The organism is Streptomyces sp. NBC_00057 (genome assembly GCF_045041165.1).
In the GTDB taxonomy this organism is placed as follows: Bacteria; Actinomycetota; Actinomycetes; order Streptomycetales; family Streptomycetaceae; genus Streptomyces.
This window is the reverse complement of the sequence record NZ_CP108256.1, coordinates 8,693,085-8,717,174: the sequence shown is the minus strand read 5'-3', so window position 1 is coordinate 8,717,174 and position 24,090 is coordinate 8,693,085. Positions and strand designations below refer to the sequence as shown.

At 68.1% G+C, this 24,090-nt stretch carries 17 protein-coding genes and 7 pseudogenes; 14 read left to right on the top strand and 10 right to left on the bottom strand.

Features of this window, described 5'->3' with window-relative positions:
- The first annotated feature begins 209 nt into the window (after positions 1 to 209).
- From OG953_RS41045 to OG953_RS41010, 8 genes and pseudogenes are all read left to right on the top strand, one after another.
- Positions 210 to 1,654, top strand: a pseudogene (locus OG953_RS41045) (NF041680 family putative transposase).
- A gap of 423 nt (positions 1,655 to 2,077) precedes the next feature.
- Positions 2,078 to 2,803 carry an IS4 family transposase gene (locus tag OG953_RS41040; protein ID WP_405691006.1) on the top strand — a complete coding sequence of 242 codons (726 nt, stop codon included), beginning with the start codon at positions 2,078 to 2,080 and terminating at the stop codon, positions 2,801 to 2,803.
- Positions 2,804 to 2,895: 92 nt separating this feature from the next.
- Complete coding sequence (gene istA / locus OG953_RS41035; protein ID WP_405691004.1) at positions 2,896 to 4,311, top strand: IS21 family transposase; 1,416 nt, start codon at positions 2,896 to 2,898, stop codon at positions 4,309 to 4,311.
- A complete protein-coding gene (istB, locus tag OG953_RS41030) occupies positions 4,308 to 5,081 on the top strand; it encodes an IS21-like element helper ATPase IstB (protein WP_405681793.1) in 774 nt (257 codons plus the stop codon). Before istA ends, istB begins: the two co-directional genes overlap by 4 nt.
- The gene (locus OG953_RS41025) at positions 4,994 to 5,638 is read left to right on the top strand and encodes a transposase (protein WP_405692381.1); all 645 of its coding nucleotides are present in this window, start codon (positions 4,994 to 4,996) and stop codon (positions 5,636 to 5,638) included. The genes istB and OG953_RS41025 overlap by 88 nt, the downstream gene beginning before the upstream one ends.
- 337 nt (positions 5,639 to 5,975) lie before the next feature.
- Entirely contained in the window at positions 5,976 to 6,485 is a 510-nt protein-coding gene (locus OG953_RS41020) for a DinB family protein (protein WP_093531971.1), read from the top strand.
- Positions 6,486 to 6,571: 86 nt separating this feature from the next.
- Entirely contained in the window at positions 6,572 to 7,486 is a 915-nt protein-coding gene (locus tag OG953_RS41015; RefSeq protein WP_405691002.1) for an IS982 family transposase, read from the top strand.
- Between the two features lie 1,291 nt (positions 7,487 to 8,777).
- Positions 8,778 to 10,265 (top strand): lipase family protein, encoded by a 1,488-nt coding sequence (locus OG953_RS41010; RefSeq protein WP_405691001.1) that lies wholly within the window; start codon positions 8,778 to 8,780, stop codon positions 10,263 to 10,265.
- 92 nt (positions 10,266 to 10,357) lie between these two features.
- Here OG953_RS41010 and OG953_RS41005 read toward each other — a convergent pair.
- From OG953_RS41005 to OG953_RS40985, 5 genes and pseudogenes are all read right to left on the bottom strand, one after another.
- A pseudogene (locus OG953_RS41005) lies at positions 10,358 to 10,477 on the bottom strand (IS3 family transposase); the annotation flags it as partial.
- Between the two features lie 28 nt (positions 10,478 to 10,505).
- Positions 10,506 to 10,805: pseudogene (locus tag OG953_RS41000) on the bottom strand (integrase core domain-containing protein); the annotation flags it as partial.
- Between the two features lie 31 nt (positions 10,806 to 10,836).
- A complete protein-coding gene (locus tag OG953_RS40995; RefSeq protein WP_405691598.1) occupies positions 10,837 to 12,000 on the bottom strand; it encodes an IS30 family transposase in 1,164 nt (387 codons plus the stop codon).
- Positions 11,885 to 12,793 (bottom strand): IS3 family transposase, encoded by a 909-nt coding sequence (locus OG953_RS40990; protein ID WP_405690999.1) that lies wholly within the window; start codon positions 12,791 to 12,793, stop codon positions 11,885 to 11,887. Before OG953_RS40990 ends, OG953_RS40995 begins: the two co-directional genes overlap by 116 nt.
- Before the next feature lie 94 nt (positions 12,794 to 12,887).
- A complete protein-coding gene (locus tag OG953_RS40985) occupies positions 12,888 to 13,220 on the bottom strand; it encodes a transposase (protein ID WP_405692378.1) in 333 nt (110 codons plus the stop codon).
- 35 nt (positions 13,221 to 13,255) lie between these two features.
- Between OG953_RS40985 and OG953_RS40980 the strand changes: the two are divergent.
- Positions 13,256 to 13,435: pseudogene (locus OG953_RS40980) on the top strand (peptide deformylase); the annotation flags it as partial.
- Positions 13,436 to 13,448: 13 nt separating this feature from the next.
- Here OG953_RS40980 and OG953_RS40975 read toward each other — a convergent pair.
- The 3 genes from OG953_RS40975 to OG953_RS40965 form a co-directional block, all read right to left on the bottom strand.
- Complete coding sequence (locus OG953_RS40975; RefSeq protein WP_405690997.1) at positions 13,449 to 13,952, bottom strand: LysR family transcriptional regulator; 504 nt, start codon at positions 13,950 to 13,952, stop codon at positions 13,449 to 13,451.
- 81 nt (positions 13,953 to 14,033) lie between these two features.
- Entirely contained in the window at positions 14,034 to 15,377 is a 1,344-nt protein-coding gene (locus OG953_RS40970) for an endonuclease domain-containing protein (protein WP_405690995.1), read from the bottom strand.
- Positions 15,378 to 15,893: 516 nt separating this feature from the next.
- Positions 15,894 to 16,190 carry a hypothetical protein gene (locus tag OG953_RS40965; protein ID WP_405690993.1) on the bottom strand — a complete coding sequence of 99 codons (297 nt, stop codon included), beginning with the start codon at positions 16,188 to 16,190 and terminating at the stop codon, positions 15,894 to 15,896.
- 342 nt (positions 16,191 to 16,532) lie between these two features.
- On the opposite strand from OG953_RS40965, the gene OG953_RS40960 reads away from it, so the two are divergent.
- The 5 genes and pseudogenes from OG953_RS40960 to OG953_RS40940 form a co-directional block, all read left to right on the top strand.
- Positions 16,533 to 17,894 (top strand): HEAT repeat domain-containing protein, encoded by a 1,362-nt coding sequence (locus OG953_RS40960; RefSeq protein WP_405690991.1) that lies wholly within the window; start codon positions 16,533 to 16,535, stop codon positions 17,892 to 17,894.
- A gap of 1,066 nt (positions 17,895 to 18,960) precedes the next feature.
- A complete protein-coding gene (locus OG953_RS40955; RefSeq protein WP_405690989.1) occupies positions 18,961 to 20,592 on the top strand; it encodes an MFS transporter in 1,632 nt (543 codons plus the stop codon).
- 4 nt (positions 20,593 to 20,596) lie between these two features.
- Positions 20,597 to 22,396: a DEAD/DEAH box helicase gene (locus OG953_RS40950; RefSeq protein ID WP_405690987.1), complete on the top strand. Its 1,800-nt coding sequence runs from the start codon at positions 20,597 to 20,599 to the stop codon at positions 22,394 to 22,396.
- A 2-nt stretch (positions 22,397 to 22,398) separates the two neighbouring features.
- Positions 22,399 to 22,959 carry a hypothetical protein gene (locus OG953_RS40945; protein WP_405690985.1) on the top strand — a complete coding sequence of 187 codons (561 nt, stop codon included), beginning with the start codon at positions 22,399 to 22,401 and terminating at the stop codon, positions 22,957 to 22,959.
- A gap of 256 nt (positions 22,960 to 23,215) precedes the next feature.
- Positions 23,216 to 23,542 (top strand): annotated as a pseudogene (locus OG953_RS40940) (transposase family protein); the annotation flags it as partial.
- Between the two features lie 175 nt (positions 23,543 to 23,717).
- Here OG953_RS40940 and OG953_RS40935 read toward each other — a convergent pair.
- Both OG953_RS40935 and OG953_RS40930 read right to left on the bottom strand, forming a co-directional pair.
- A pseudogene (locus tag OG953_RS40935) lies at positions 23,718 to 23,805 on the bottom strand (XRE family transcriptional regulator); the annotation flags it as partial.
- Positions 23,806 to 23,815: 10 nt separating this feature from the next.
- Positions 23,816 to 24,043: pseudogene (locus OG953_RS40930) on the bottom strand (transcriptional regulator); the annotation flags it as partial.
- Between the last annotated feature and the right edge of the window lie 47 nt (positions 24,044 to 24,090).

Genomic DNA, 24,090 nt, shown 5'->3' with positions numbered 1-24,090 from the left:
ACACCGGCTGGCTATCCTGAGCTTGACGTCCGGTGACATCCCCACATCCCTTCTGAGCTGCGATGACGCCCGGACTGCTGGACGTACGCTTTTTGTTTAACCTCGCCTGCGTTTCTGCTGGTTGAGGGCGTGGTCTTGATTGGACAGCAGGAACGACCGTCCTTCACGCTTCGAGATGTCGAGTAACGGAGCGTGAGAGGACGGTCGCTGTGACGAGTCTGCCCGCTGAGTCTGCGAAGGTCGATCCCTTCACGGTGCTGTCCCGCTTTCAGGTCGCTTTCTACGACTGTCTGTACACCCGTGCGGACGTGCTCTTCGAGCTGACCGATGCGGTGCTGTGCGCGGACGGGCCGGTCACCTCGCTGCCCGAGCTCACGCTCACGGCGGAGATGCAGCGCGGTCACGGTGCGATGTACAAGCGCTGAACACCGGATGGCTCGAGCCAGCCCGCTTCCGTAACCTGCTCGCCTCGATGCCGCTGCCCCGTGCGGCCGACGGGCGGATCGTGCTCGCTGTTGATGTCTCCCCGTGGCTGCGTCCCGACGCTGTCACCAGTCCGGAGCGGTTGTTCTGCCACGTCTACGGGCGGTCGGGCCGCAGCAGTGACCAGCTCGTGCCCGGTTGGCCCTATTCCTTCGTCGCCGCCCTGGAAACGGGCCGGACCTCCTGGACGGCCCTGCTGGACGCCGTTCGGCTCGGCCCCGCCGACGACGCCGCCGAAATCACCGCAACCCAGCTGCGCGAGGTCGTCACCCGGATCATCGACGCCGGACACTGGAAGGCCGGGGATCCCGACATCCTGATCGTGACCGACGCCGGCTACGACGCACCCCGACTCGCCTACCTCCTGGCCGGCCTGCCCGTCGAGCTGGTCGGCCGCCTGCGCTCCGACCGGGTCCTGGCCCGCGACGCCGGTCCGGCCCGCTCCACCCCGAAGGGCGGCCGCCCCCGCCTGCACGGCGCCCCGTTCACCCTGGCCAAGCCCGACACCTGGCACACCCCCGAGAGCACCACCGTCACTGACACCACCCGCTACGGCAAGGCGACCGCGCAGGCGTGGGACCGCCTCCACCCCCGCCTCACCCGTCGCAATGCCTGGATCGCTCAGCTCGACGAACTCCCCATCCTGCACGGCACCTTGATCCGTCTCACCGTCGAGTACCTGCCCGGCGACCGGGACCCGAAGCCGGTCTGGCTGTGGTCCTCGGCCACTGGCCTGAGCGGCGACGACGTCGATGTCCGCTGGCAGGCGTTCCTCCGCAGATTCGACCTTGAGCACACCTTCCGCATGCTCAAGCAGACTCTGGGCTGGACCCGCCCCAAGGTCCGCGACCCGCACTCAGCCGACTTGTGGACCTGGCTGATGATCGCCGCCCACACCCAACTCCGTCTCGCCCGCCCGCTGACCGAGGATCTCCGCCGCCCGTGGGAGAAGCCCCTGCCACCACACCGGTTGACCCCGGCCCGAGTCCGACGGGCGTTTCGCCACCTCCGAGCGAAGACGGCCCGTCCGGCCAGCGCGCCCAAACCCTCCCGACCCGGCCCCGGGCGTCCCAACGGCTCGAAGAACCGCACGACCGCACCCCGTCACGGGGTGGGCAAAACCGTCAAACGCGCCGAGTCACTCGAAGAGCACTACGGGCGTGCTGGTTAAACAAAAAAGTTGAGAAGCCGTTGTTCTATCGATCTTGAGTGCGGTGTGATCGAAAGTGGCTGCCGGGGTGGGTGAACTTGGTCGCGTTCGTGCATGAGGAAAGGGTCTCTGGTGCAGTTCGGAGTTGCTGAGACACCGAGCGTGCCAGGAGGCCCGCTCCTTGTACGGCCCGTCACCACGGCGCGCGCGGCGGACAGTCGAACCCCTGGAATCGCTGTACGCCACCCTGGGCCACGAACGCAAGTCGCCCCGGGCCCAGGGGAGACCCGGGGCGACTGACAGGCGCTCAGAACGCCGCACAGGGGTGCTCTAGATGCAATACCGGTGACTTTGCAGGTGCTGGCTCGTTGAGTTGGTGTGCCAAGGCCAGGACAGTTGAAGTCAGTTGAGAGTGATCGGTTTTCGGATCGCATCGCGCTGGGAGTGCTCACGCGTGCGTTTCCGCCGGAGCTGGTGGATGAGGTGGTGGCGGGGTGCGGACGCACGGAGGAACGTCGGCGCCTGCTTCCCGCACGGGTGGTGATGTATTTCGTGCTGGCGATGTGCCTGTTCTCGGGGCAGGGATATGAGGAGGTCGGACGGCTTCTCACCCAGGGCCTGGAACGGGAACGCCGCTGGTCGAAGACGTGGCGGGTGCCCACCAGCGGGGCGATCGGACGGGCCCGGCTCCGGCTGGGGGCGGAGCCGGTGAAGGCGTTGTTCGCCCGGGTCTGCCGACCCGTGGCGGTCCCGGCGACTATGGGAGCCTGGTTTCGGGGTCTGCGGTTGGTATCGGTGGACGGCACGACCTTCGACCTTCCCGATACGGAGGCGAACGCCGTCTTCTTCGGGCGGCCGGGAACGGGGCGTGGGCAGGGCAGGAGTGCCTATCCGCAGGCCAGGGCCGTGGCCCTGGTCGAGTGCGGTACCCATGCCGTGTTCGCCGCCGACGTCGCGCCGCTGGCGGTGCACGAGACGGTCCTGGCCCGCCGCCTGTTCCCCTCGCTGACCAGGGGAATGCTGCTCCTGGCAGATCGGGGCTTCCTCGGCTTCGACCTGTGGCAGGCCGCCGCGGCGACCGGCGCGGACCTGCTGTGGCGGGTCAGGAGCAACGCGGTCCTGCCCATGTGTCGGCGTACGGGCTCTGGTGCAGAGGTGCGTACGGGTTGATCTGCAGAGGTGCTCCGGCGTGTCTGGCCGGGGCCGGGGCGGTGAGTGGAGTCTGTCGCTGACGTTGTGCGGCGATGAGGGAGGCTCGGGGCATGCTGCTGGAACCGGAGCGGTGGCTGGAGTTGCGGCGCTTCCGGTCTCTGCATGAGGCTGGCGCGAGCATCTCGGAGATCGCCCGGGAGACCGGCCTGAACTGGCGCACGGTCAAGAAGTACCTGGAGAGCGACGGGCCGCCCGAGCCTCCGGCTCCGGCGCCGCGGTCGGATCTGGGCAACCAGGTGATCAAGCCATGGGCGCATGTGATCGATGCCTGGCTGCGGGCCGAGGTGCTGCTGAAAGCCGCGGTGATCCATGAGCGTCTCGTCGAGCAGTACGGCTTCCCGCACCACTACCAGCGCGTCAAGATGTATGTGCAGCAGGCCCGCCCCAGGATCGCGGAGGAGCTCGGATACACCCCGCGGGAGCTGGCCCGCCTCCACCGTCGTTTCGAGGTGGTGCCCGGCGCTCAGGCCCAGGTCGACTGGGGTGACGAGGGCGGCATTCTGGCCCATGTCGGGATCCCGAAGGTCTACTCCTTCCACATGGTCCTGTCCTACTCCCGGGATCCGTTCTGCTGTTTCACCACCAGCCAGAACCTGGCGGCGTTCTGGGAGTGCCACCGCCGGGCGTTCGCGCATTACGGCGGGGTGCCCGGCGTGATCGTCTACGACCGGACCAAGACCGTGGTCCGCCGTCATGTCGCACCCGGCGAGGCGGTCCCGCTGCATCCGGAGGCCGTCGCATTCGCCAGGCACTACGACTTCGACATCGATGTGCTGGCCGCCTACCGGCCCACCGGCAAGGGCCGGGTCGAACGCCAGGTGACCATCGTCCGTGATCACGTACTGGCCGGCCGGGCCTTCTCCGGGCTGGATGACCTGGACGGGGCGTTCATGGCCTGGGTCCCCCAGCGCCGGGCCCGCACCCACCGCACCCACGGCGAAGTGATCGGCGTGCGAGCCACACGAGATCACGCCGCGCTGCGGCCGCTGCCGGCCCGCCCCTACATCGTCGCCGACCGATTCTTGCGGCACGTCGGCAAGGACTGCCTGGTCGCTTTCGACGCCAACTTGTACTCGGTGCCCGCCATCAAGGTCCGCCACCGACAGTTGGTCGAGGTCAGGGCCTCGGCTGCCACGGTCGCACTGCATTCCACCGTGCCCGACGCCCAGGGCATCACGCTGCTGGCCGTCCATCCGCGCGCGGTCGGCCGCGGCGCCCGCATCGTGGACGAAGCGCACTGGCAGGGCCTGCCCGACGGACATACCCGCGCCACCACCACCGATCCCGGCACGCCTGCGGCCAGGCCGGCCCGCACGGACGCCGAGCCCGGCGGGCTTGTTTCCTTGCTGACCCGGGCCAGAGCCGCGCAAGTCCACGTCGGCACCCGGCCGCTGGCGCTCTACGACCAGATCACCGGCACCCACCCCTTCACCCCCGCCCCCATCGACCCCAGGGACATGCGTTGAGCGAGCTGGTCACCGCCCGGATCCGCGCCACCGCCACCAAGCTCGGCCTGCCCCATCTGACCCAGTCGCTGGCCGAGTACGTCGGGCGGGCCGATGCCGGTCAGATGGCCTACCTCGACTTCCTCGACCTCGTCCTGGAAGAAGAACTCGCCGTCCGTGAAGAGCGCCGCTTCCGCCATGCCCTGCGGGTCTCCCGGCTGCCGCACTACAAGACGATCGAGGAGTACGACTTCTCCTACCAGCCCGAACTCGACCCCAGGAAGGTCAAGGATCTGGCCACCCTCGCGTTCGTCGAGGCCAGGGCCAACGTTGCTCTGTTGGGCCCGCCGGGAGTAGGGAAAACACACCTCGCGGTCGCCCTGGCGGTCGCCGCCTGCCGGGCCGGCTACACGATCTACTTCACGACCCTCGACGACATGGTCCGCCAGCTCAAAGCCGCCGACTCCATCGGCCGCCTGGCCAGCAAACTCCGCACCTACCTACGGCCCAACGTCCTCGTGGTCGATGAGGTCGGATACCTCCCACTGGAACGTGACGAGGCGAACCTCGTCTTCCAGATGCTCTCCAAGCGCTACGAAAAGGGCTCCACCTTGCTGACCTCGAACAAAAGTTTCAGCGAGTGGGGCCAGGTCTTCGGCGACGACGTTCTGGCCACCGCCATCATCGACCGCCTCCTCCACCACTGCGAAATCCTCGCCATCAACGGCGCCAGCTACCGCCTGAAGAACCGCCTCACTGCCATCGAAGGCGGCATCGCCGCCGTCAGCTGACACAGTCTCAAGCTCTGTACATCAGCCCGTACATACCTCTGCACTACAGCCCGTACGCCGACACCATGGTGACCGCGCTGCCCGATGGTTCGTACCTGTCGGAGATCGTCGCCGCCCGGGACAAGAACCGGCGAGCTGACCCGGCACCGGTCCGCGTGATCGAATACACCCTGGGCCCACGTGGAGAAGGCACCGTCTACCGGCTGGTCACCACGCTCCTGGACCCGGCCACCGCACCGGCCAGGGAACTGGCCGCGCTCTATGCCGAGCGCTGGGAGATCGAGACCACCCTCGATGAGATCAAGACCCATCTGGGCGGACCCCGCTTCGTCCTGCGCTCCCAGCATCCGGCCGGGGTGGAGCAGGAAATCTTCGCGTTCCTCCTGGTGCATCACGCGCTGCGCGACCTCATGCACCAGGCGGCCCAGCTGGAGAGAGAGGACCCGGACCGGATGTCCTTCACCCGCACCTTGCGCGTCGTCCGCCGGCAGACCACCAGCCAGGCGGGGCTTTCCCCCCTCCCGGCTCACCAGGGCGCTGACGCAGACCCTGCATGAAATCACCGAACGTCTCCTGGAACCAAGACGGTTACGGTCCAACCCGCGAGTGATCAAACACAAAATGTCCAACTGGGCACTCAAACGCACCGAACACAACAACCCGCCTCGCCCGGACACCCCCGTCGTCACCCTCGTCGAGCCCACCCAAACAGCCCCAACCCCACGAGTGAAGCCCTAAAACACCGGTATTGTTGCTAGACGATCGATTCCAAGGGGTAGTTGCGGCTGCGGGGTCCAATGAGCCTTCAGGTCCGGTTGACGGCCACTCGTATGGGGACAGTCGACGGGATTAGATACTGGCCCTCAACGCAGGCACGGATGAGGAGCACGACCAATGACCAGCGACAATCGCATAGGACCGCCCAGTTTTGGCAGCGAACGCGACATGCTGCGGGCTTTCCTCGACTACCACCGCGCAACCCTCGCCATGAAGTGCGAAGGGCTCACCGACGAGGAGCTGCGGCAGCAGTCGATGCCGCCGTCCACGCTTTCGCTGCTCGGTCTGGTGCGGCACATGGCGGAGGTGGAGCGTGCTTGGTTCCGTCGAGTGTTCGAGGACAACGACGCGCCCATGGTCTGGTCCGACAAGATCGACTTTCAGGCAGCGTACGACGCGAGTGCGTCGACCAGGGACGAGGCGTTCGTGGCCTGGGATGCCGAGGTGGAGAACTCGCGCCGTATCGAGCGGGAGGCTGAGTCCCTGGACCAGGCCGGGTATCAGCCACGATGGGGCGAGGAGGTGTCGCTGCGGATGGTGATGGTGCACGTGCTTCTGGAGTACGGCCGCCACAACGGGCACGCGGACTTTCTGCGTGAAGGTGTCGACGGGACCGTGGGCGCCTGAGTCCGCGGGAGCCATCGATCTCCACATGCTGATCCGTTCCAGAGAATCGCCTGCGGGGTTGGAAGGAGGGAGTCCAACGTCAGTGTGTGAAGACAGAGTTGGACTCCCTCGCCACCGCACTCTATGTGAAGACCGACGACCTGCTGAAGGACTCACCGCACCTGGCGCCCTGGCGTCCGGCGGTCGGGATCGCCCCGCAACTGACCGATGCCGAGCTGGTCACGCTCGCGATGATGCAGGCCATGCTGGGCTTCACCTCCGAGGCCAAGTGGCTCCGCCACGCCCGCGCCCACCTGCGGCATCTCTTCCCCTGCCTGCCCAAGCAGCCCGGCTGCAACAAGCGCCTGCGCAAGGCCACCGAGCTGCTGCGGCGGGTGACCCGGGTGCTGGCAACCGACACCTCTGTATGGAGTGATGACGTGTGGATCGTGGACTCCACGCCGGTGGAGTGCGGACGCTCCCGCGAGACCGTCAAGCGCTCCGACCTGGCCGGATGGGCCGAGTACGGGTACTGCGCCAGCCACAGCCGCTTCTTCTGGGGCCTGCGCCTGCACCTGGTGTGCACCCTGCAGGGCCTGCCCATCGCCTTCGCCCTGACCGGGGCCAAGGCCGACGAACGCGAGACCCTGCTGGACCTGCTCGCCGCCGAACCGGAACTGGTCGCCGCCCGGGCCGGGCAGACGCTGATCGGCGACAAGAACTACTTCGGCCGCGCCTTCGAGCACCAGTTGGCCGAGCAGGACATCCGGCTGCTGAGGCCGGCCCGCAAGGGCGAGCCGGAGCGGGCCGGGGCACCCCTGTTCAAGCCGTTGCGGCAGGTCATCGATTCGGTCAACGAGACCTTCAAGGGCCGGCTTGACCTCGAACAGCACCGAGGCCGCACACCGGGCGGCGTGGTCGCCCGCGTCATGCAACGCATCCTCGCGCTGACGGCCGCGATCTGGCACAACGACCACACCAGCCAGCCCGTCCTACGCTCACTGACCGCCTACGACCACTGACCCCTTGGAATCGATCATCTAGGTAGACCGGCGGTCAGGTCCGGGACATGTCCACAAAACGGGAGTAGTGCATCTGGGAGGAGGTCGCGGTGGCGGTATGAAGAAGGTGCGGTCGACGCCCGCGCGGCGGGCGATCGCCGCGACGCTGGTATCGGAGCCTTCCTTCGCGGCCTCGGCCAGGGCGGCGAGGCCGCGCTGACGGCGCCGGCCGGTGTCGGCCCGGCGGCCTTCCAGCACTGGTCCTGGCAGGTCCGGCACAGACCACGGCCCTTCGACGGCAGGTCGCGCTCAGGCACCGGGCAGGCCCGCATGCCCAGCATGGGATGGTCGACCGGCGCGCTCAGAACACGTCGCTCACCGTCACAGCCAACTTCCGTGAAGAACCCCGGCTCGATCAGCGACCACAAGAACGCGGCCCGCATCTTTTCGGGAATCAGCACGGAACCCACTCAATCTCGCCCGATAAACGCGAAAGTCCCAGGCGCGCTGGACGTCCCATGACCGCCGGCCGCGCGGCCATTGCGCAGTGCCCGGCAGGCACCTGACGGCCCCGAAGGTGCCGTACGCCTTTCTGGGGTGCGAACGTGAACCGCCCCGCGCTTTGGGGAGACCCGGGGCGGCTGACAGGTGCTCAGGAAGGCGCACAGGGGCGCTCTACGCGGCAAAGCCGACGTTGGTGACGTACTCGTACTGACCACGCCACTCCCCTCAGAGCTTCCTGCCGCGTCGCCCTCAGTCGGTACCGGCCCCTGCTCCTGGTCCCGATCGATGCCGCCGCCCCGTCCGCCCCTGCTGTGGCCCGAGCCTCGCGCACGCCACCCGCAGGGACGGACGAACGGGGGCTTTGTTGCTCTCGGGCAGAGAGGCCTGGTGCTGTGCAGTACCCGCACACGCGCCGGGCGGAGCGGAAGCGACGGGCCTTCAGCCTGGATCCGCAGAGCTGCATTCGAGGGAGTGCGGCTCTGCGGATCCAGGCTGAGATCTCTACCGAACCCGGGGCGGTTCACGCCAACCTCGGATACCACTGAGCGTAGATTCCTGCGATGGACCATGCCTTCGCTGTTGAGAAATTGACCGAGTTCCTGGACGTTGCCGACGGGCATCTACAACCGCGACGACGAGGTTGTAGAGAAAACAGATCCTTGAATCCGTTCACTACGGTTCCGGTTTAGTCGGACCCCATTCCAGTGAACTAGAGAACACAAATGGCCTGACATCCGTCAGGGTACTGAGTATGCGAATACATTGAAATGGAGATGTGTGACGATGAGTGAAGACTTAAGGAGCAAGCATGGCGGCAGCACAACAGGCCACTCCGATCACGCCTCAGGTGGCCATGACCCTGGCCGCCATCGCGGCAACTGGAGCGACTCCGCGTCCGTCGGGGGAGACCCTGCAAGCCCAGACCGAACGGATCAAGCTCGGCATCTCCCGGCAGTTCTCGAACTCCCCCCTGACGAAAAACTGGACACCGACGTGGCTCGCGCTGAGCCCGGACAACGCGAACATGGCGTACATCGCCAAGAACAACGACGGCTCGAACCAGTTTGCCGTGGTCGTCCGCGGGACAATCGCCAGCGTGACCGACATTCTCGAAGACCTCGACGTCGGCACGGTGGTGCCGTTCACCGCCAGCGGGTCGACGTCCCCCATCTCCGTGTCGAAGGGGGCGATGGACGCCTTCACTCAGGTCGTCGACATGCGTTCGCTCAGCGCCAGCTCCAATCTCGTGCAGGCGCTCGCCGGCCTCTTGACGGGGATTCCGCAGCCGACGGTCTACGTAATCGGTCACAGCCTGGGTGGTTGCATCGCGAACATGGTCGCGCTGTACCTGAAGGCGCAGACCTGGCAGCAAAGCCAGCCTCAGCTCGGGGTGGTCACCTTCGCGGCACCCACCGCCGGTCTGCAGAGCTTCGCCGACTACCTCACCTCCCAGTTCGGGAGCATGAACCAGCGCTACGTCAACGCCTACGACGTGGTGCCGCTGGCTTGGGCCGATCTCCCCACCGCGGAGAGCTGGTACCCGGATCCCGGACCAGCGGCAACTCTCGAGGTGAAGGTGCTCCTCGGGTCGATCGCAGCTCTGCGCGGGAACAATGTCTACGTCCAGCCGGGCACTGCCGTCAGCAAGAACACCGACTACATGGTCCGCGACGACAATTTGGTCAAGGCCTCGGTTGAGGATTTCCTGGGCCAGGTCGCATTTCAGCATGCCAACTCCACCTACCTCAGACTGCTGGACGCGCCCGTCCTCTCCGGGCCGCCGGTGGTGACCGGTGTGATCCCCAGCTTCGGCGCATCGGGCACACACGTCACTATCAAGGGCCGCGACTTCAGCAAGGATAGCAACGTCGACTTCGGCCCCGTCCCGTGCCAGAAACCACCCACGTTCAACCCTGACGGCACCATCACTGCCGAGGTGCCCGACGGGACCGGCATCGTCAACGTGTATGTCACCAACCCCCTGGGCACCTCCCCGGCAGTCCCCCTCGGGCAGTTCGCCTACGGCGGGCCCGAACCCGTGGTGGTCACCGGCATCACACCGGACAGGGGCAAGGCCAACGGCTCGGTCACTATCTCCGGCGCGGGCTTCGCGAAAGGCGCCTCCGTGTATTTCGGGAAGAACGCCTCGCCATCCGTCCAGGTCGACTCGGACAAGATCGTCGCCAAAGCACCCCCGTCGGGCAAGGCTACGAGCACGACCGTGGACATCACCGTGACCGTGAACGGCTACTCGTCCCCCACCAGTCCAGCCGACGAGTTCACCTACACCGGGTGACACCGGAGTCGGTCAGCTCACTGGTCCCGGACAGCGGTGCCCCGCGGTCCGGGACCACATTGAGGTTGATCCCCAGGGGTGGACACCGGGTTTCACGCGACGAGTGACAGCGTACGTGACGTGATCAATCGCTGTTCGTACTCGGCTGGCGAGAGGTAGCCGAGGGCTGAGTGGCGGCGGCGCCGGTTGTAGTACGACAGCCACCTGAACAGGGGCCTTGACGCCGGATCTTGAACACGTCTATGCGGCTCGGGTCAGGGTAGTTGATGTTGAGTGGAAGGTGTTCTCGTAAGCGATCGGGGATCGCTGGCCGAGCCGGGAATGCCGGCGTCGGGTGTTGTAGCGGGACAGCCATCGGAAGGCGTCGAGTCGGGCCTCACGCTCGCTCGACCAGCCCTTTCGCCCCTTCAACGTCTCCCTTTTGAAGGTCGCGTTGAACGATTCCGCGGCGGCGTTGTCCGCGCTGCTGCCCACTGCGCTCATGCTCTGGCGGACGCCGGCCCGGCGGCAGGCGTCGGCGAAGGCCCGGCTCGTGTACTGACCAGGTTCAACCAGTGGATGCAACACCGGCTTATTTCATCGATAGTAGATGGTCGTTGAGGGCCTCGGCGGGCGTCTTCCAACCGAGGCTCTTCCGGGGCCGGCTGTTGAGCGTGGCAGCGACCGCCTCGATATCCTCAGCCGCCCATCGAGAAAGGTCAGTTCCCTTCGGGAAGTATTGGCGCAACAGGCCGTTCGTGTTCTCGTTGGTGCCGCGCTGCCAGGGGCTGTGCGGGTCGGCGAAGTAGACCGGGATGCCGGTCTCGATCGTGAACTGGGCGTGTGCCGACAGCTCCTTGCCGCGGTCCCAGGTCAGCGACCGCCATAGTTGCCCGGGCAGGGTGCCGACCGTTGCTGCCAGCGCGTTCTTCATCGTCACCGCTCCGTAGCCGGCCAGCGGCGGCCCGTTCTTGGTGCGGGGAACCGTGCCGTAGCCGTCCTCGCGGGGAAGGTGGACGAGCACCGTGAACCGGGTGGTGCGCTCGACCAGCGTGCCGATCGCCGACCTCTCCAGTCCGATCAGAAGATCGCCCTCCCAGTGTCCCGGAACGGCCCGGTCGTCGGCTTCGGCCGACCGTTCACTGATCAACACCTCGGGCGTGACGTGGGCCCACGACGTCCGCTTGGACCGAGCTCGGGGCACCCGCAGGGCCCTGCCGGTGCGCAGGCAGGCGACGAGCTCGCGCTTGAGCGTTCCCCGGCCTTCGATGAACAGGGCCTGATAGATCGCCTCGTGGCTGATACGCATGGACTCATCATCGGGAAAGTCGACCTTCAGCCGGTTCGCGATCTGCTCCGGACTCCACGCCATGACCCACCGGCGGTCGCCGCGGTGCGGCTTGTTCCTTCCCTTCCACCGCGGCCCCTCTGGCCCCATCATCGTCCCGTCGGGGCGGCTGACCTGGCCGGAAAGCCTTTCCTGTACGTAGTCGCGCAACCGGTCGTTGGCCGCCAGTTTCGCGGTTTTCGGGCGCCGGGCCACCAGATCGGCCTTCCACTGGGCGACCGAAGCCCTGTAGTCCAGCCAGCCGCCACGAGTCGCGGCGTTGCGCCTCAGTTCCCGGGACACCGTCGAAGGATCACGGCCAAGACGTCGCGCGGTCTCCCGGACCCCGATGCCCTGCGCTTTCAGGATCGCGATCTCTTCCCGCTCGTGAAAGGACAGGTACCGGCCGGACTGCGGAGCAAGATCCATTGGTGGCATGCCGCCACCGTGGCGGAACCATCTTCCCCCCGCCGCTCGGGATACGCCGACCGAAGCTGCCGCCTCCTCCGGGAGCAGTCCCTTCGCGATCTCCCGCCAGAACTGACGTTCCGCTTCCCGCCGTAGCGCCGGCGCACCTGGTGACTTCATCGGCGAACGCCCGGTCAACGCTGCCATCCACCCTGCTGGCCTGCCCATCAACACCTCCGAGGACGAGGTGTTGCAACGACCGGTTGAATCCGCCCTGGGCCCCGTGATCGGTGTGCATCACTGCTCCGGCGAGGCTGCCGCGCGTCCGCTCGGCCGCCGCCAGGGCGTCGGTGACGAGCTCTGTGCGCATGTGGTCGGCGATCGCCCACCCGGCCAGACGTCGTGAACAGAGATCGATGACAGTCGCGAGGTAGCAGAACCTCCCGCTGCCGACGCTCAGGTAGGTGATGTCGCCGACGTACTTCGTGTTCGGGGCCTCGGCGGTGAAGTCCCGGCCGATCAGGTCCGGCGCCTTCGCCGCGGCCGGGTCCGGGACGGTGGTGCGGTGCCGACGCCGCAGGCGCACACCCTCAAGGCCGATGGCCCGCATGATCCGGGCGACACGCTTGTGATTGACCGTCTGACCGCCCTCGTCGCGGAGCTCGGCGGTGACTCTCGGGGCTCCGTAGGTGCCGTCGGAATTGCGGTGGACCTTGCGTATCCGGGCCGCGAGCCGCTCATCGGCGGCCTGCCGGGCCGCGCGGTCCGGGGCGGTGCGGCGCCAGTAATAGAAACTCGAGCGGGCGATGCCCAAGATGTCGCAGAGCCGCTTGACGCCGAACCGGCGCTGGTGATCCTCAACGAACTGGCAGCGGTTCAGGAGCTGTCAGTAAATTACTGACAGCTCCTCACCAGCGCGTCTCCCCGGCGAAATACCGGGCTGCCTTGCGGAGGATGTCCCGCTCCTCCTCGAGCTCGCGGATCCTCTTCCTCGCGGCGGTCAGCTCTGCCTGAACCCCGTCACCGTCAGGCCGCGGCGCCGCAGGTGTGGAGTGAGTACCGGACCGGCGTCCGTCAGCGGCCCGGATCCAGTTCCGCAGCGTCTCGGTGTTCACCCCGAGGTCGGTGGCGACCGACTTTATCGTCGCTCCTGGACGGGACTGGTACAACGCGACCGCGTCAGCCTTGAACTCGGCGGGGTAGTGCTTCATCCCCACAGGGACTCCGTTCTCCTGGACCATCAAGATCCAAGTCTCTCCGGTGTCCAAAATCCGGGGTCAGGGCCCCGGGTTACTTCGCCCGGTGTCTGCAACACGAGACCGATCACCTCTTCGGTCACACGTATCTCGACCGGCTCTCCAGGCGGGATCGCAAAGACGCGCTGCAGCAGATGGCAGACCGCCGTGAGGACGTGTTCGCCCAACGCGTCCTCAAGGCCGCCAGCCTGGGGCAGTGAAAGCTCCGTGAACTCACTGCCTTGGTTTCTCCTCCGCAAGGAGCTCTCTGGCCGCCGCGATCACACGCTTTCCAAAGGGTGTCGCCTTCATAGCTCGGCCGCGTTCAGCTCGTTCGAGTAAGGGCTGTCCAAGGTCACGTTCCAGGTGCGTGATCTGGATCGTCAGCGCGGGCTGGGTGGTGCCGAGTGCTTTGGCCGCCTCGCCGATCGTGGGATAGCGCAGAGCCGCCACGAAGCGTTCGAGTCGCTGCCACGCATGGGGGCTCGTGAGGGCCTCGCGCAGGACGACCGGGGCGGCAGTCGCCTGGTCTGCCGTGCGAAGAGCGGCGTTGTGGCTTCCTCCGCCGCGGGGCCGAAGAGGGATGTTGTTGAGAGCGGCCTGGTGCTCTTCGGGCACCTCGCGTACGTCCTGGACGACGACCACGGTGCCGTGCTGTGTGCCGATCATCCCAATGGTGTTGGCCTTCCACCCGAGCCGGCGGGCGGCTTTGCGCATCGCGGCAACTCTGCTGCGCATTTCGCTGGGCGTGCGGGGTGAGCGTGTCGGGGGCCAGCAACTGCGAGGTGACGTTGGGGTGTCGGGTCTCCCGGTGCTCGCTCAAAACAGTGCTAGGCCCTCGCCGCTGGTGTCCGCGATGACTGGCCGGAACTGGGCAGGGAGGCCGTCCAAGCGGTCAGGACCGGCCGCGGCGGCCACGGCAGGGGCCGTCTCGGCCAACCAGAGACGAAACCGCTCGGCGGCTTCGCGGTAGGGGACTCGCGCCAGGACACGGTGCTCGCCGGAGGGGCAGAAGTCGACGGCGACAGTGAGCAGGCAGGAACGGGGCGCCTTCTGACTGCCCGCCCAGGATACACGCAGGACACCGCAGGGCTTGCGCCCGCGGGGGGCGCGGTGGGTCGGGCGCAGCGATCGGCAGGCTATGTGGGCGGTCCATGCGGCGAGGTGCGGCAGGGGCAAGGTGGTGCGTGCGCGGCAGCCGGGGCAGCGGTGCCAGTGGCGGAGCCAGTCGTCGGTGTCGGTGTGGAAGAGGCGTGTGTAGCGGTTCGCCACGCGGATGTCGTTGCTGTACAGGTGGTCGGGGCGTTCCTGTGTGTTGCAGGACTGGCAGACGGGGGCGCGGATGTAGCCGTGTTCGTGGCAGTGGTCGAGGACTGTGGCGGGCGCAGTGCGGCAGACGGCGCACGCCCACCCAGCCACCCTGCGGGAGGTACCGGGCTTCCTGCTGAGCACCGAGTACAGCTGGCCTTCCAGCTCTTTGTTGTACGGGCGCAGTGAGGCGGTGGGGGCCTCGGGGCTCGTCGTCTGCCGGCCGTCGGCGTCTCGGTCCTGCCGGGGGTGGGAGGGCGGCTCGGTAACGGCTGCGCTTGCCTGGCGGGTCCGCGCGGCTTGCACCCATTGTGTTTCGGTGTGCTCGGCCGCGTCCAGCAGCCTGACCACAGCGCGCGGCAGCCACCACGTGAGCTGCGTCCCGTCGCGGGTCTGCTCCACGAGTATCTGTCGCCAGTCGATCCCCGCCAGATGGTACGGCCGGGCGTCTTCACGTCGTGCTGCCCGCTCGGGGCCGCCCAGCTCCTGCAGTTCCCCCGTGATGCGCCGACGCCAACGCAGCGGCGTTTCCTCGTTGCACTCCTGCCTCGGCGCCCCACGAAACGGACCGATGCGGACGAGGTCTTGCCGATCCATCCCAACCGCGTTCAGTTCCGCGGCCGCCCGGCGCACCTCAGCCTCCGGAACACTCAACTGACCGCCGCTCGCCCTCACCGTCGCCACCGCCTGGCCGCCGAGCAGGACGTACCCCACCCGGGCATGGGCAGGAGAGCAGGTGAATGCCCCAGAAGCCGTCGGCACAGCACTGTCGGCCGTCAAATCGACCCACAGAGCGTCCGCAGCACCCAGGGTGATCAGGCCGTCCGTGCGACCGGGCATGACACGCTCTGACATACCGACAGACTAACGGCCTGCAACGCGGCAACGGGTCCCAAGCGCCTCGGTCAGCCGGGCCGCCGCCCACGCCGCATCCACCGCCGCGCAACCCCTTGCGCCGGGTGTACTCGGCCCGGGGCACGCGGACCCACCAGGCGTGGTACGGGATGTCGTCCTCGGAAGAGTCGTCGTCGCAGCAGTCCTTGTACACGCAGCCCAGTGAGGCCGCGAGTTCCGTCATCGGCTGCCGGGTACGCTCAGCGAGATCCGGTGTCCGGCCGGACGGCTCGAAGGATGAGGCAACGCGCTGTTCGGGGTCGTCGACGTTGATCCGCCACACCACCCACGTGAAGTCCTCCCAGTCGCCCTGCGGCTCGACGCTGTAGCCCCGGCTGTACCCGGCCGTTGCGCTCCCCTGCTCTGTTCTCCGAAGGGCCAGTACATCAAGACCCGTGGGTCGCCGGGAACGTTCGCCGGTACCCGCCCCGGACGAGCGACGCATGGTTGGGGACCGGGATCTGTGCGCGGAGCCGGTCACGGCGTGTCGCCGGAGTAGTAGAAGCGGCAGCTCACACCAGGGCCCGTCTTGCGGGGTTCGCCGGGGCGCGGGTCGTACAGCGACCGCCCGCCGGGCCACCGGCCGAGCTCGGTGAACAGGGCAACGCCGTCGTCGATCTCCTCCGGCCGCCAGCCCGTGATGTCCAGCAGTAGCCCGTCCAGCGGCCCGCCGATGAGCGTGGCGTAGGTCTGGTGCGGGAGCGGGCCGGAGTTGGGGTCGTCGTGGTCGTGGCCGTACACGCGGCCGTTCAGCAGCTGCTCATCGCCGTTCATCGCTCCAGCCTTCCAGCCGCCACCGACAACGCGGGCTTGCCCAGGGCCACCTTGGGCTTGCCCGCGTGGTCGGTCCGCGGCATGCGCATCCGACCCCCTGCGGATACGCGAGCGAGCCCCGGACCACGTCGGTCCGGGTGTGACTGAGCGCTCCACTTGGCGGTTTTCGCCGAGTGGAGCGCTCATGAGGTGGTAGGCGTGGTTCCTCGTGATGGCCCGGACTTCGGGCCCTCGTTCGACGGCGACCTCATGGACGGGCCTCGGCGTAGCCCCGCCGACTACCGTCACCTGGGTCGGGCCCATCGGCCGACGATTCATTCCGAGACGGGGGCTCAGCGGAACATGGACGATACACAGCTCGTAGCGGCGGTCCGGCGAGGGGACGCGGATGCCGTGACCGCGTTGCTGGAGGGCGGAGCGGTCCCGGACACGGTCACGGACGACGGCCTGCCGGTGCTGTGCCTGGCGGTCGCCGCCTATGACGTTGCCGTCGCGGAGGCACTTGTCGAGGGTGGCGCGGATCCGGACCGGAAGCTGCCGGACGGAACGACTCCGCTGATACGGGCAATCAACGGCGGCTCTCCAGCGGTGGCGGAAGCCGTGCTGGGCAGGGAGCCCCGGCTGCGCCTCTCGGAGGTCGGAAGGGAACAGCTGCTCGCCCTGGCCCGGCACTGGTACGAGCGGAGCGCGGAGGACGAACTCCGCAGCAGGACGGGTGGGTCCGGCCCCGTGTGTCAGTCCCTGGTGATGGACGACGAGTACAACCATGTGGCGCAGCTGACGCTCGGTGGCCTAACGGTCCGCGGCGGGCACGGCGCGATCCTCACAAACCTGGAATGGGCCTTCCGCATTCTGACGCCCGTGGACGAGCTAGTGGTCAGGGCCGTGGCACGGCGCGACCCGGACCATGTCGACTGGTCGTCCGCCCGGTGGGTCCTCAGTGAACGCCGCAGCAAGGAGACGTGGTCGGCCGTCACGGCGTACCGCCACAACCCGGATCCGGAGCACCGCCGGTTCGTCCTCGACGTCCTCCACTGGTACCTCCTGTCGCCGTCGAGTTGGCGGAACTCCTACGAGAAGGAGACGGCGGAACTGCTCGTCGCCTGGGCGACAGATGGGGAGGACGACCCCGGCGTCCTCGCCGAGGTGCTCCGCGTCCTGAGCGAGACGGAGCACCGGAAATCGAAGGCCGCGGGACTGCGGCACGCCGGCCACCCGGACCCGCGTGTCCGTGCCCAGGTCCCCGACCTCCTGCTCAGCTGGAATACCCCGCCCCCTCCCCTCGACGCGGCGGCTCACGCTGCCCTGCTATCGCTCGCCGGGGACGAGGATTGGGGAGTGCGTGCCGGAGCCGGCCGGGCACTGATCGCGGCCCACGACGGCAGCCCCGACTTCACAGACGTCATCGTCGGGCTGCTCCGGGATCCGGTGGCCGATGTGCAAGCCTGTACCGCGGAGGCCGTCGCGGACAGCGTGGACCGTACCGCGGCGGTCACCGACGCTCTTGTGGCCCTGCTCGACGAGGACGACTTCGGGACGCGGCTCAACGCCGCCTACGGTCTCCTCCGGCGGGACCACCCGCGCACCGGGGAGGCGATCGAACGGGTAGGCCCGCTCTCCCGCCCCGGCTTCGAGTACGACCACCGTCTCTCCGCGTTCTGGAGGTGGAAGTGGGACCGCGAGGACCATTCCGCCGCCGAATGATGCCGACGCCCCGACGCTGAACGGTCAGCCGTACGACCTGTTCGCCGAAGTCCTTGACGTCCTGGCCGAGGGCGACATGCGGGTCACCCTGGCGTTGTCTCTGCGGTAGCGGGCCCCCGCCAGCGGGTGAACCATACAAAGGGCTCACTCCCTCCCGCTGAGCCGGGACACGATAGTTGGAACCGGTGCGGTGAGGTGACCTGGTGGTTTTGATCTGCTGGGACGCCCTTGTTGGAACCATCTGGTCACGGTTCTTGCGACGTTCGGCGAATTGCCATTCATGCTGGAACCAGTTCCGAACATCTCGGGCCTGCGGCGTCCGTGGCCGCTAACCAGTACGGCTACGACATCCCCTTTCCGTACGCCGTTGTCACGCAGCGTATGGAATATCTCGAGGACGGAACGGTTCAGTTCGGCACCTGATATCACCTGACCGCGCCAGCGAAGAACTGGACGGTCCGAATCCAATGAGCACACCGAGAGAATGTCCGAGACATAACTGTCGCTTTCGCTCCACCATTGGCCCTGTAGGGTCATCCCCTGCCTCTCCATGGAAACCCCGCCGACTTCCGTTCCGCTGACCCGGGTGAATTCCGACCCTCCCATTCGGAAGATATGCGGGGAAGGACGTTCGGCCCGCTGAATCGGCAGGCCGAAAGGGCCGCCCGCACGGGGTAGCCGTCTGGGTACTCTGCCGCTCCCGATGGCCCCAGGACGGGCTCCGGGAGCAGACGCACCGGCGGGGGCGCCCGCCCCCGTGTCCCGCCTCCGTGCCCGGAACGGAGCACGGGGCGGGACAGAGGCAGAACGCGAGGTGGGGCACGGAATTCCCGCGAGGTCAAACATCAGGTTCAGAAATTGACAGAGCACTTGGCGGCATGCCCCCGGGAGCGTACTAAATCGCCGGCCCGGTCACATCTTCAAGAATTGACAGAACGCTGGGCGGCATGCCCTCGGGTACGCCGGAAAATCGCCGACTGTTACCGGTCGCCAGGGAATTGACACCCGCCTGATGGTTGCTTACGGTCCGCTCGTCAGGTTTTCCAGACCGAATCCGAAGGTATTCATGACTACATCCACGTTGCCGAAGTCCAGGCAGCAGTTGATTCTTGCCGTTCTCATGGTGTGTTCACTGCTGATCTGGCTGGACAACACCGTCCTGAGTACCACCCTGGAGACCCTCGCGGACCCGGTCCGTGGGCTGAACGCCAGCCCGCCCGAGCTGCAGTGGGCCACCGGCTCGTACACGCTGGCCTTCGCCACCTTGATGTTCACCGCGGGCGCGCTGGGCGACCGCTTCGGTCACCGGACCGTGCTCGCAACAGGCCTGGTGGTCTTCGCCGCGTCCTCGGTGTGGGCGGCGTTCGCGGGCGACGCGGGGCAGCTGATCGCCGCCCGGGCCGCGATGGGCGTCGGCAGCGCGCTGATCATGCCCGGCAACCTGGCCATCCTCATGTGGACATTCACCGGCCCGGCGCGGTCGACCGCGATCGCCATCTCCTCGACCTCCGCCGGCGTCGGCATGGCCGTGGGCCCGGTGCTCGCCGGCGTGCTGCTCGACCACTTCTGGTGGGGCTCGGTCTTCCTGGTCAACGTCCCGGTCGTGGTCCTCGCGCTGATCGGCATCGCCCTGCTGGTCCCGAACTTCCGCAGCCCCGTCGTGCGACCGCTGGACCCGGCCGGAATGCTGCTGTCGATCAGCGGCCTCGCGGCGCTCGCCTACGGACTGATCCGCACGGGGCAGGTAGCGGCCTGGGGCCGTACGGACGTCTGGGCGCCGATCGTCGTCGGACTGATCCTGCTGGCCGTGTTCGTCCGCGTCGAACTGCGCAGCAAGATGCCGAGCTTCGACCCCCGGCTTCTCGCCCAGCGCGCGTTCGGTGGCGGCAACTTAGCCCTCGGACTGCTTCTGTTCGCCATTTCCGCCGTCACCTTCTACAACGCGTTCTACCTGCAGGGCGCCCGCGGCTACTCGCCGATCGAGGCGGGCCTGGCCAGCCTCCCGACCGCGCTCGGCGCGATCCTGGGGGCACCCGTGGGCGCGCGCCTGGTGCATCGCTGCTCGCTGCGGCTCGTCGCCGTGCCGGCCCTCACCGTCGCGGCGCTGACCATGGGCGCGTACGGGCTCTTCGGGCTGAGCACTCCCCTCGTCTGGATCGAGGTCCTGCTGCTGGTCCAGGGCCTGTCCATCGGCATGGTGATCGGCCCGGTGACCGCGGCGCTGATCAGCACCCTGCCGTTGGAACGCGCCGGCGCCGGATCGGCCGTCACCAACACCGTGCGCCAGACCGGCAGCGTGATCGGGATCGCCGTCGGCGGCACGATCATGTCGATCGTGTACCGGCGCGCGATCGAACCCTCGCTGCACGGTGTCCCCGGACCGGTGCGGGACCAGGCGCGGGTCTCCGCCGAACAGGCCCGGCACGTCGCCACCACGTCCCACCTGCCCGCGCTCGGGTACGCCGCCGATGACGCGTTCGTCCACGCCATGCACGTCGGTGCAATCTGGATCATGCTCATCGCGCTCTTCGGCGCGGCTGTACTACTGCTGGCCCTGCGCGCGGTCCGCAAGCCCGCGGCTGCCGGGGGCGAGCCGGAGCCCGCGCAGGAAGACGGCCCGACCACGGACGAGGCGGCCCCCCGGGCCGGGGCCGATGCCCGGCCCGTCCGCGAGGGCGACGACGTGGGCACCCGCTGACGCCATGGGAACCAGGCAGAAACTCCCCGAGGCGCGGTCGGACAGTCAGGCCACTTACCTGCCCGACCGGCACATATTCGCCCTGTGGACCTGGGCCGACGGCGCCGTGGGGGCGGCCCCGCCGGTCGGCGACGTCGAGACCGTTCCCCTGGTCGTGCCGACGCCGGACCTCGGCAGGCTCAAGGTGTCCGACGTCGACTGCGTGCTGATCGAGCCGGACCGGCTCGTGGCCGTGCCCCTCGACTCGCCCGGCCGGTCGGTGAAGGTCTGGCGGTCGTGGATCGCGGGCGGCGAGTCGGCTCTGCCGATCGCCGCGCACGCGGTCCCCGACGCCACAGGTGTCGCCGTGACGACGGCAGAGCACGCGGGCGGCGTCTTCCGCCGCACCACCTCGGTGGGGGCCGAGATGCGCACGGCGCTCACCGCCAAGCTGCGGCCTTACCAGGTGCGCGGGGTGAGCTGGCTGCGCGAGACCATCGAGACGCACGGCGGCGCGGTACTGGCCGACGAGATGGGACTCGGCAAGACCCTGCAGACCATCGGTTGTGTCGCCGGACGCGCCGAAAAGGCGCCGCAACTGGTGGTCTGCCCCACGTCGTTGGTGGGGAACTGGGCGCACGAGATCGCGCGGTTCGCACCCGGACTGCGGACCACGATCTGGCGCGGCGGGCCGCTGCCCGAGGTGGACAGCGGCACGGTGGTGATCACCGGCTACCCCACGCTGCGCATGCACAGCCCGGCCCTGGCGGGGATCCAGTGGAGCACCGCGGTCTTCGATGAGGCGCAGGTCCTGAAGAACCCCCGTACGCAGGTGTCGAAGGCCGCGCGCACCATCGCGGCCGACGCGCGGATCGCCCTGACCGGAACGCCCGTCGAGAATCACCTCGACGAGCTGTGGGCCCTGCTCAATCTGGTCGCACCGCACCTGTTCGCGAACCGGACGCAGTTCCGCCGTCGCTTCGTGCGGCCGATCGCGGACGGCTCCCCGGCCGCTTCCGCCCGGTTGCGCGGGGCCATCGAGCCGGTCGTGCTGATGCGGAAGAAGTCCCAGGTCGCAGGGTCACTCCCACCCAAGATCCACGCCGATCTCATCTGCGACCTCAGCGAGGAGCAGGAGCAGCTGTACGACCGGCTGCTGGACCAGGTCATCGACGACGGCTTTGGCAGCGGCGCCCAGCGGCAGACCAAGGTGCTCGCGGTCCTGACGTCGCTCAAGCAGGTCTGCAACCATCCGGGCCTGATCACGGACGACCTCGGTGAGCTGTCGGGCAGGTCGGGCAAGCTCGACCTGTGCGCCGACATCGTGGCCAACAACTTGGAGAACGACTCTCCGACCCTCGTCTTCACCCAGTACCGGCAGACCGGTGAGCTGCTGGTCCGGCACTTCGCCGAACAGTTCGGGGTGAGTACGCCGTTCTTCCACGGTGGCCTGAACCAGGAGCAGCGGGCCGACATCGTCCGCCGGTTCCAGTCCGACGACGGTCCGAAGGTGCTCGTCCTCAGTCTGAAAGCAGGGGGCACCGGGCTCACGCTCACGCGCGCGGCCGACGTCATCCACTTCGACCGGTGGTGGAACCCGGCCGTGGAGGCCCAGGCGTCCGACCGGGTCCACCGGATCGGTCAGACCCGCACGGTCACCGTCACCACCCTGACCACCGGTACCACTGTCGAGGAGCACATCGCGGCCATGCACAACCGCAAGTCCGCGCTGTCGGACATCGCCGACACGTCCAGCGTCGCCGAGCTGACCCGACTGGACGACGACCGTCTCATCGAGGTCCTGCGCCGGAAGCGAGTCAACTGACCATGGCCGACCACGACTACGGTTACACGAAGTGGGGCAAGGACTGGGTCCGGTTCGCCGAGTCGTTGCGCCAGACCCGTCCTGATCCCCAGCTGCCGAGCGCACGCCGCACGGCACGCGACGGGAAGGTCCAGATCACGTTCGACGACCGGACCGTGCGTGCCGTCGTGCGCCGAGGTCGCGGCACCTCGGTGGTCACGATCGAGGTCGCGCCGATGTCCCCGGGGGCGACTGCCGAGATCTCCCGTCAGCTGAGCGGCATCCAGCCCCTGCTCACCGACGACCTGTACCGCGCGATCGCCGACGCGGGCCATCCGCCCGCGCCGGCCCTCGACAGCGTCGACTGCTCCTGCCCGACCGCCACCCTGCGGTGCGTCCATGAGCTGTCCGTCTACTACGACATGGCGCGGCGCATCGACGACGATCCCCTCATCGCTCTTGACGTGCAGGGCTTCTTCCGCGCTTCGGCGGGCGGCGGCCAGGCGCCCGCCGAAGCGACGGCGCAGCGCTGGATCGCGCTCAACTCCCTTGATCCGGCCGCCTACTTCACGGCGGCCGATTGACCCGGCCGGCCTGAGGGGGAGCGGTGCGTGGCCGCCCGGCGGGCACGCACCCTCACCACCCGCTGAGCCCGCTGATGCCCCCGCATCCTCCGGCCGCGACGGCCCCGCTCGCCCAGGGAGATTTCAAAGTCGTGGTGCTCTCATGAGTGTGCAGGTCACGGCGGTGTGACGATGCCGGTCGGGTGCGCGACCGAACGCATCGAAGCTCCGTTGTGGAGGTGACCTTCCCAAGTCGCCGTCCCACAACGGAGCTTCGATGTGCCGTCAGTCTGCCACCGTCTGCCTGGTCAAGTCGCCCACCCGTCAGCACCGTGCAACAGGCCCGCTGGCCGAGCGGTTGGCCACGCTGGCCGATCCGCGGTGCCGGCGCGGAAGGCGTCACCCCTTCGTGGCGGTGCTGCTGATCGCCTGCTCCGCCGTGGCGAGTGGGGCGAGGAGCTTCGCAGCGATCAAGGAGTGGGCGGCCTACGCCCCGCAGGATGTTCTGGCCCGCCTCGGTGCCCGCACCGCAACCGCTCTGGCCGTACGGGTGGCGCCCAGCGGTGCGACGATCCGCCGGATCATCAAGGACACCTGTCCCGGCGGCCTGGCCGACCTCCTGGGTCACGACCCGGCCGGCACCGACACCCTCGCCCTCGACGGCAAGAGCGCCCGCGGCTCGCGCCACGACACCACCCCGGCCGCCCCTCTGCTGGCCGCGATGACCGGCACCGGCATGACCGTCACCCAGCTGAGAGTCCCGGCCAAGACGAACGAAATCCGCATCTGCGCGCCGGCCGACTTCGAGATCGGGCGGGTGAACGCCTTCTGCACCGCCTGGTCCAGGCCGTCCCCGAACATGCTCATCGCGGTCTACCTACTCTCCGTTGTCCTTGTCGGTGACGGTGCCGTCCTTGATGTACCGGGCGAGGTTGAGCTCCGGGGCGTTGAACTGCTCGCGGACGCCCTCGCCCCACAGCACGCTCTGCGTGCCCTCCCACTTGACCAGGCCGGGGTTGACCCCGAGCTTGAAACCGCCCGGCAGCGGCTTGCCCTCCCGGTAGGGCAGGAAGTCCAGCGGCGACTCGCCGTCGGCCACCCGGACGCGGCGCAGCCGCCGGAGCAGCGGCGACGGGGGCGGGGGCGACGGGG

Coding starts and splice junctions, on each gene's coding strand:
- istA (WP_405691004.1), top strand. CDS start 2,896: ATGCTGCTGGAACCGGAGCGGTGGCTGGAGTTGCGGCGCTTCCGGTCT.
- OG953_RS41020 (WP_093531971.1), top strand. CDS start 5,976: ATGACCAGCGACAATCGCATAGGACCGCCCAGTTTTGGCAGCGAACGC.
- OG953_RS41010 (WP_405691001.1), top strand. CDS start 8,778: ATGGCGGCAGCACAACAGGCCACTCCGATCACGCCTCAGGTGGCCATG.
- OG953_RS40995 (WP_405691598.1), bottom strand. CDS start 12,000: ATGGATCTTGCTCCGCAGTCCGGCCGGTACCTGTCCTTTCACGAGCGG.
- OG953_RS40985 (WP_405692378.1), bottom strand. CDS start 13,220: ATGGTCCAGGAGAACGGAGTCCCTGTGGGGATGAAGCACTACCCCGCC.
- OG953_RS40975 (WP_405690997.1), bottom strand. CDS start 13,952: ATGCGCAGCAGAGTTGCCGCGATGCGCAAAGCCGCCCGCCGGCTCGGG.
- OG953_RS40970 (WP_405690995.1), bottom strand. CDS start 15,377: ATGTCAGAGCGTGTCATGCCCGGTCGCACGGACGGCCTGATCACCCTG.
- OG953_RS40965 (WP_405690993.1), bottom strand. CDS start 16,190: ATGAACGGCGATGAGCAGCTGCTGAACGGCCGCGTGTACGGCCACGAC.
- OG953_RS40960 (WP_405690991.1), top strand. CDS start 16,533: ATGGACGATACACAGCTCGTAGCGGCGGTCCGGCGAGGGGACGCGGAT.
- OG953_RS40955 (WP_405690989.1), top strand. CDS start 18,961: ATGACTACATCCACGTTGCCGAAGTCCAGGCAGCAGTTGATTCTTGCC.
- OG953_RS40950 (WP_405690987.1), top strand. CDS start 20,597: ATGGGAACCAGGCAGAAACTCCCCGAGGCGCGGTCGGACAGTCAGGCC.
- OG953_RS40945 (WP_405690985.1), top strand. CDS start 22,399: ATGGCCGACCACGACTACGGTTACACGAAGTGGGGCAAGGACTGGGTC.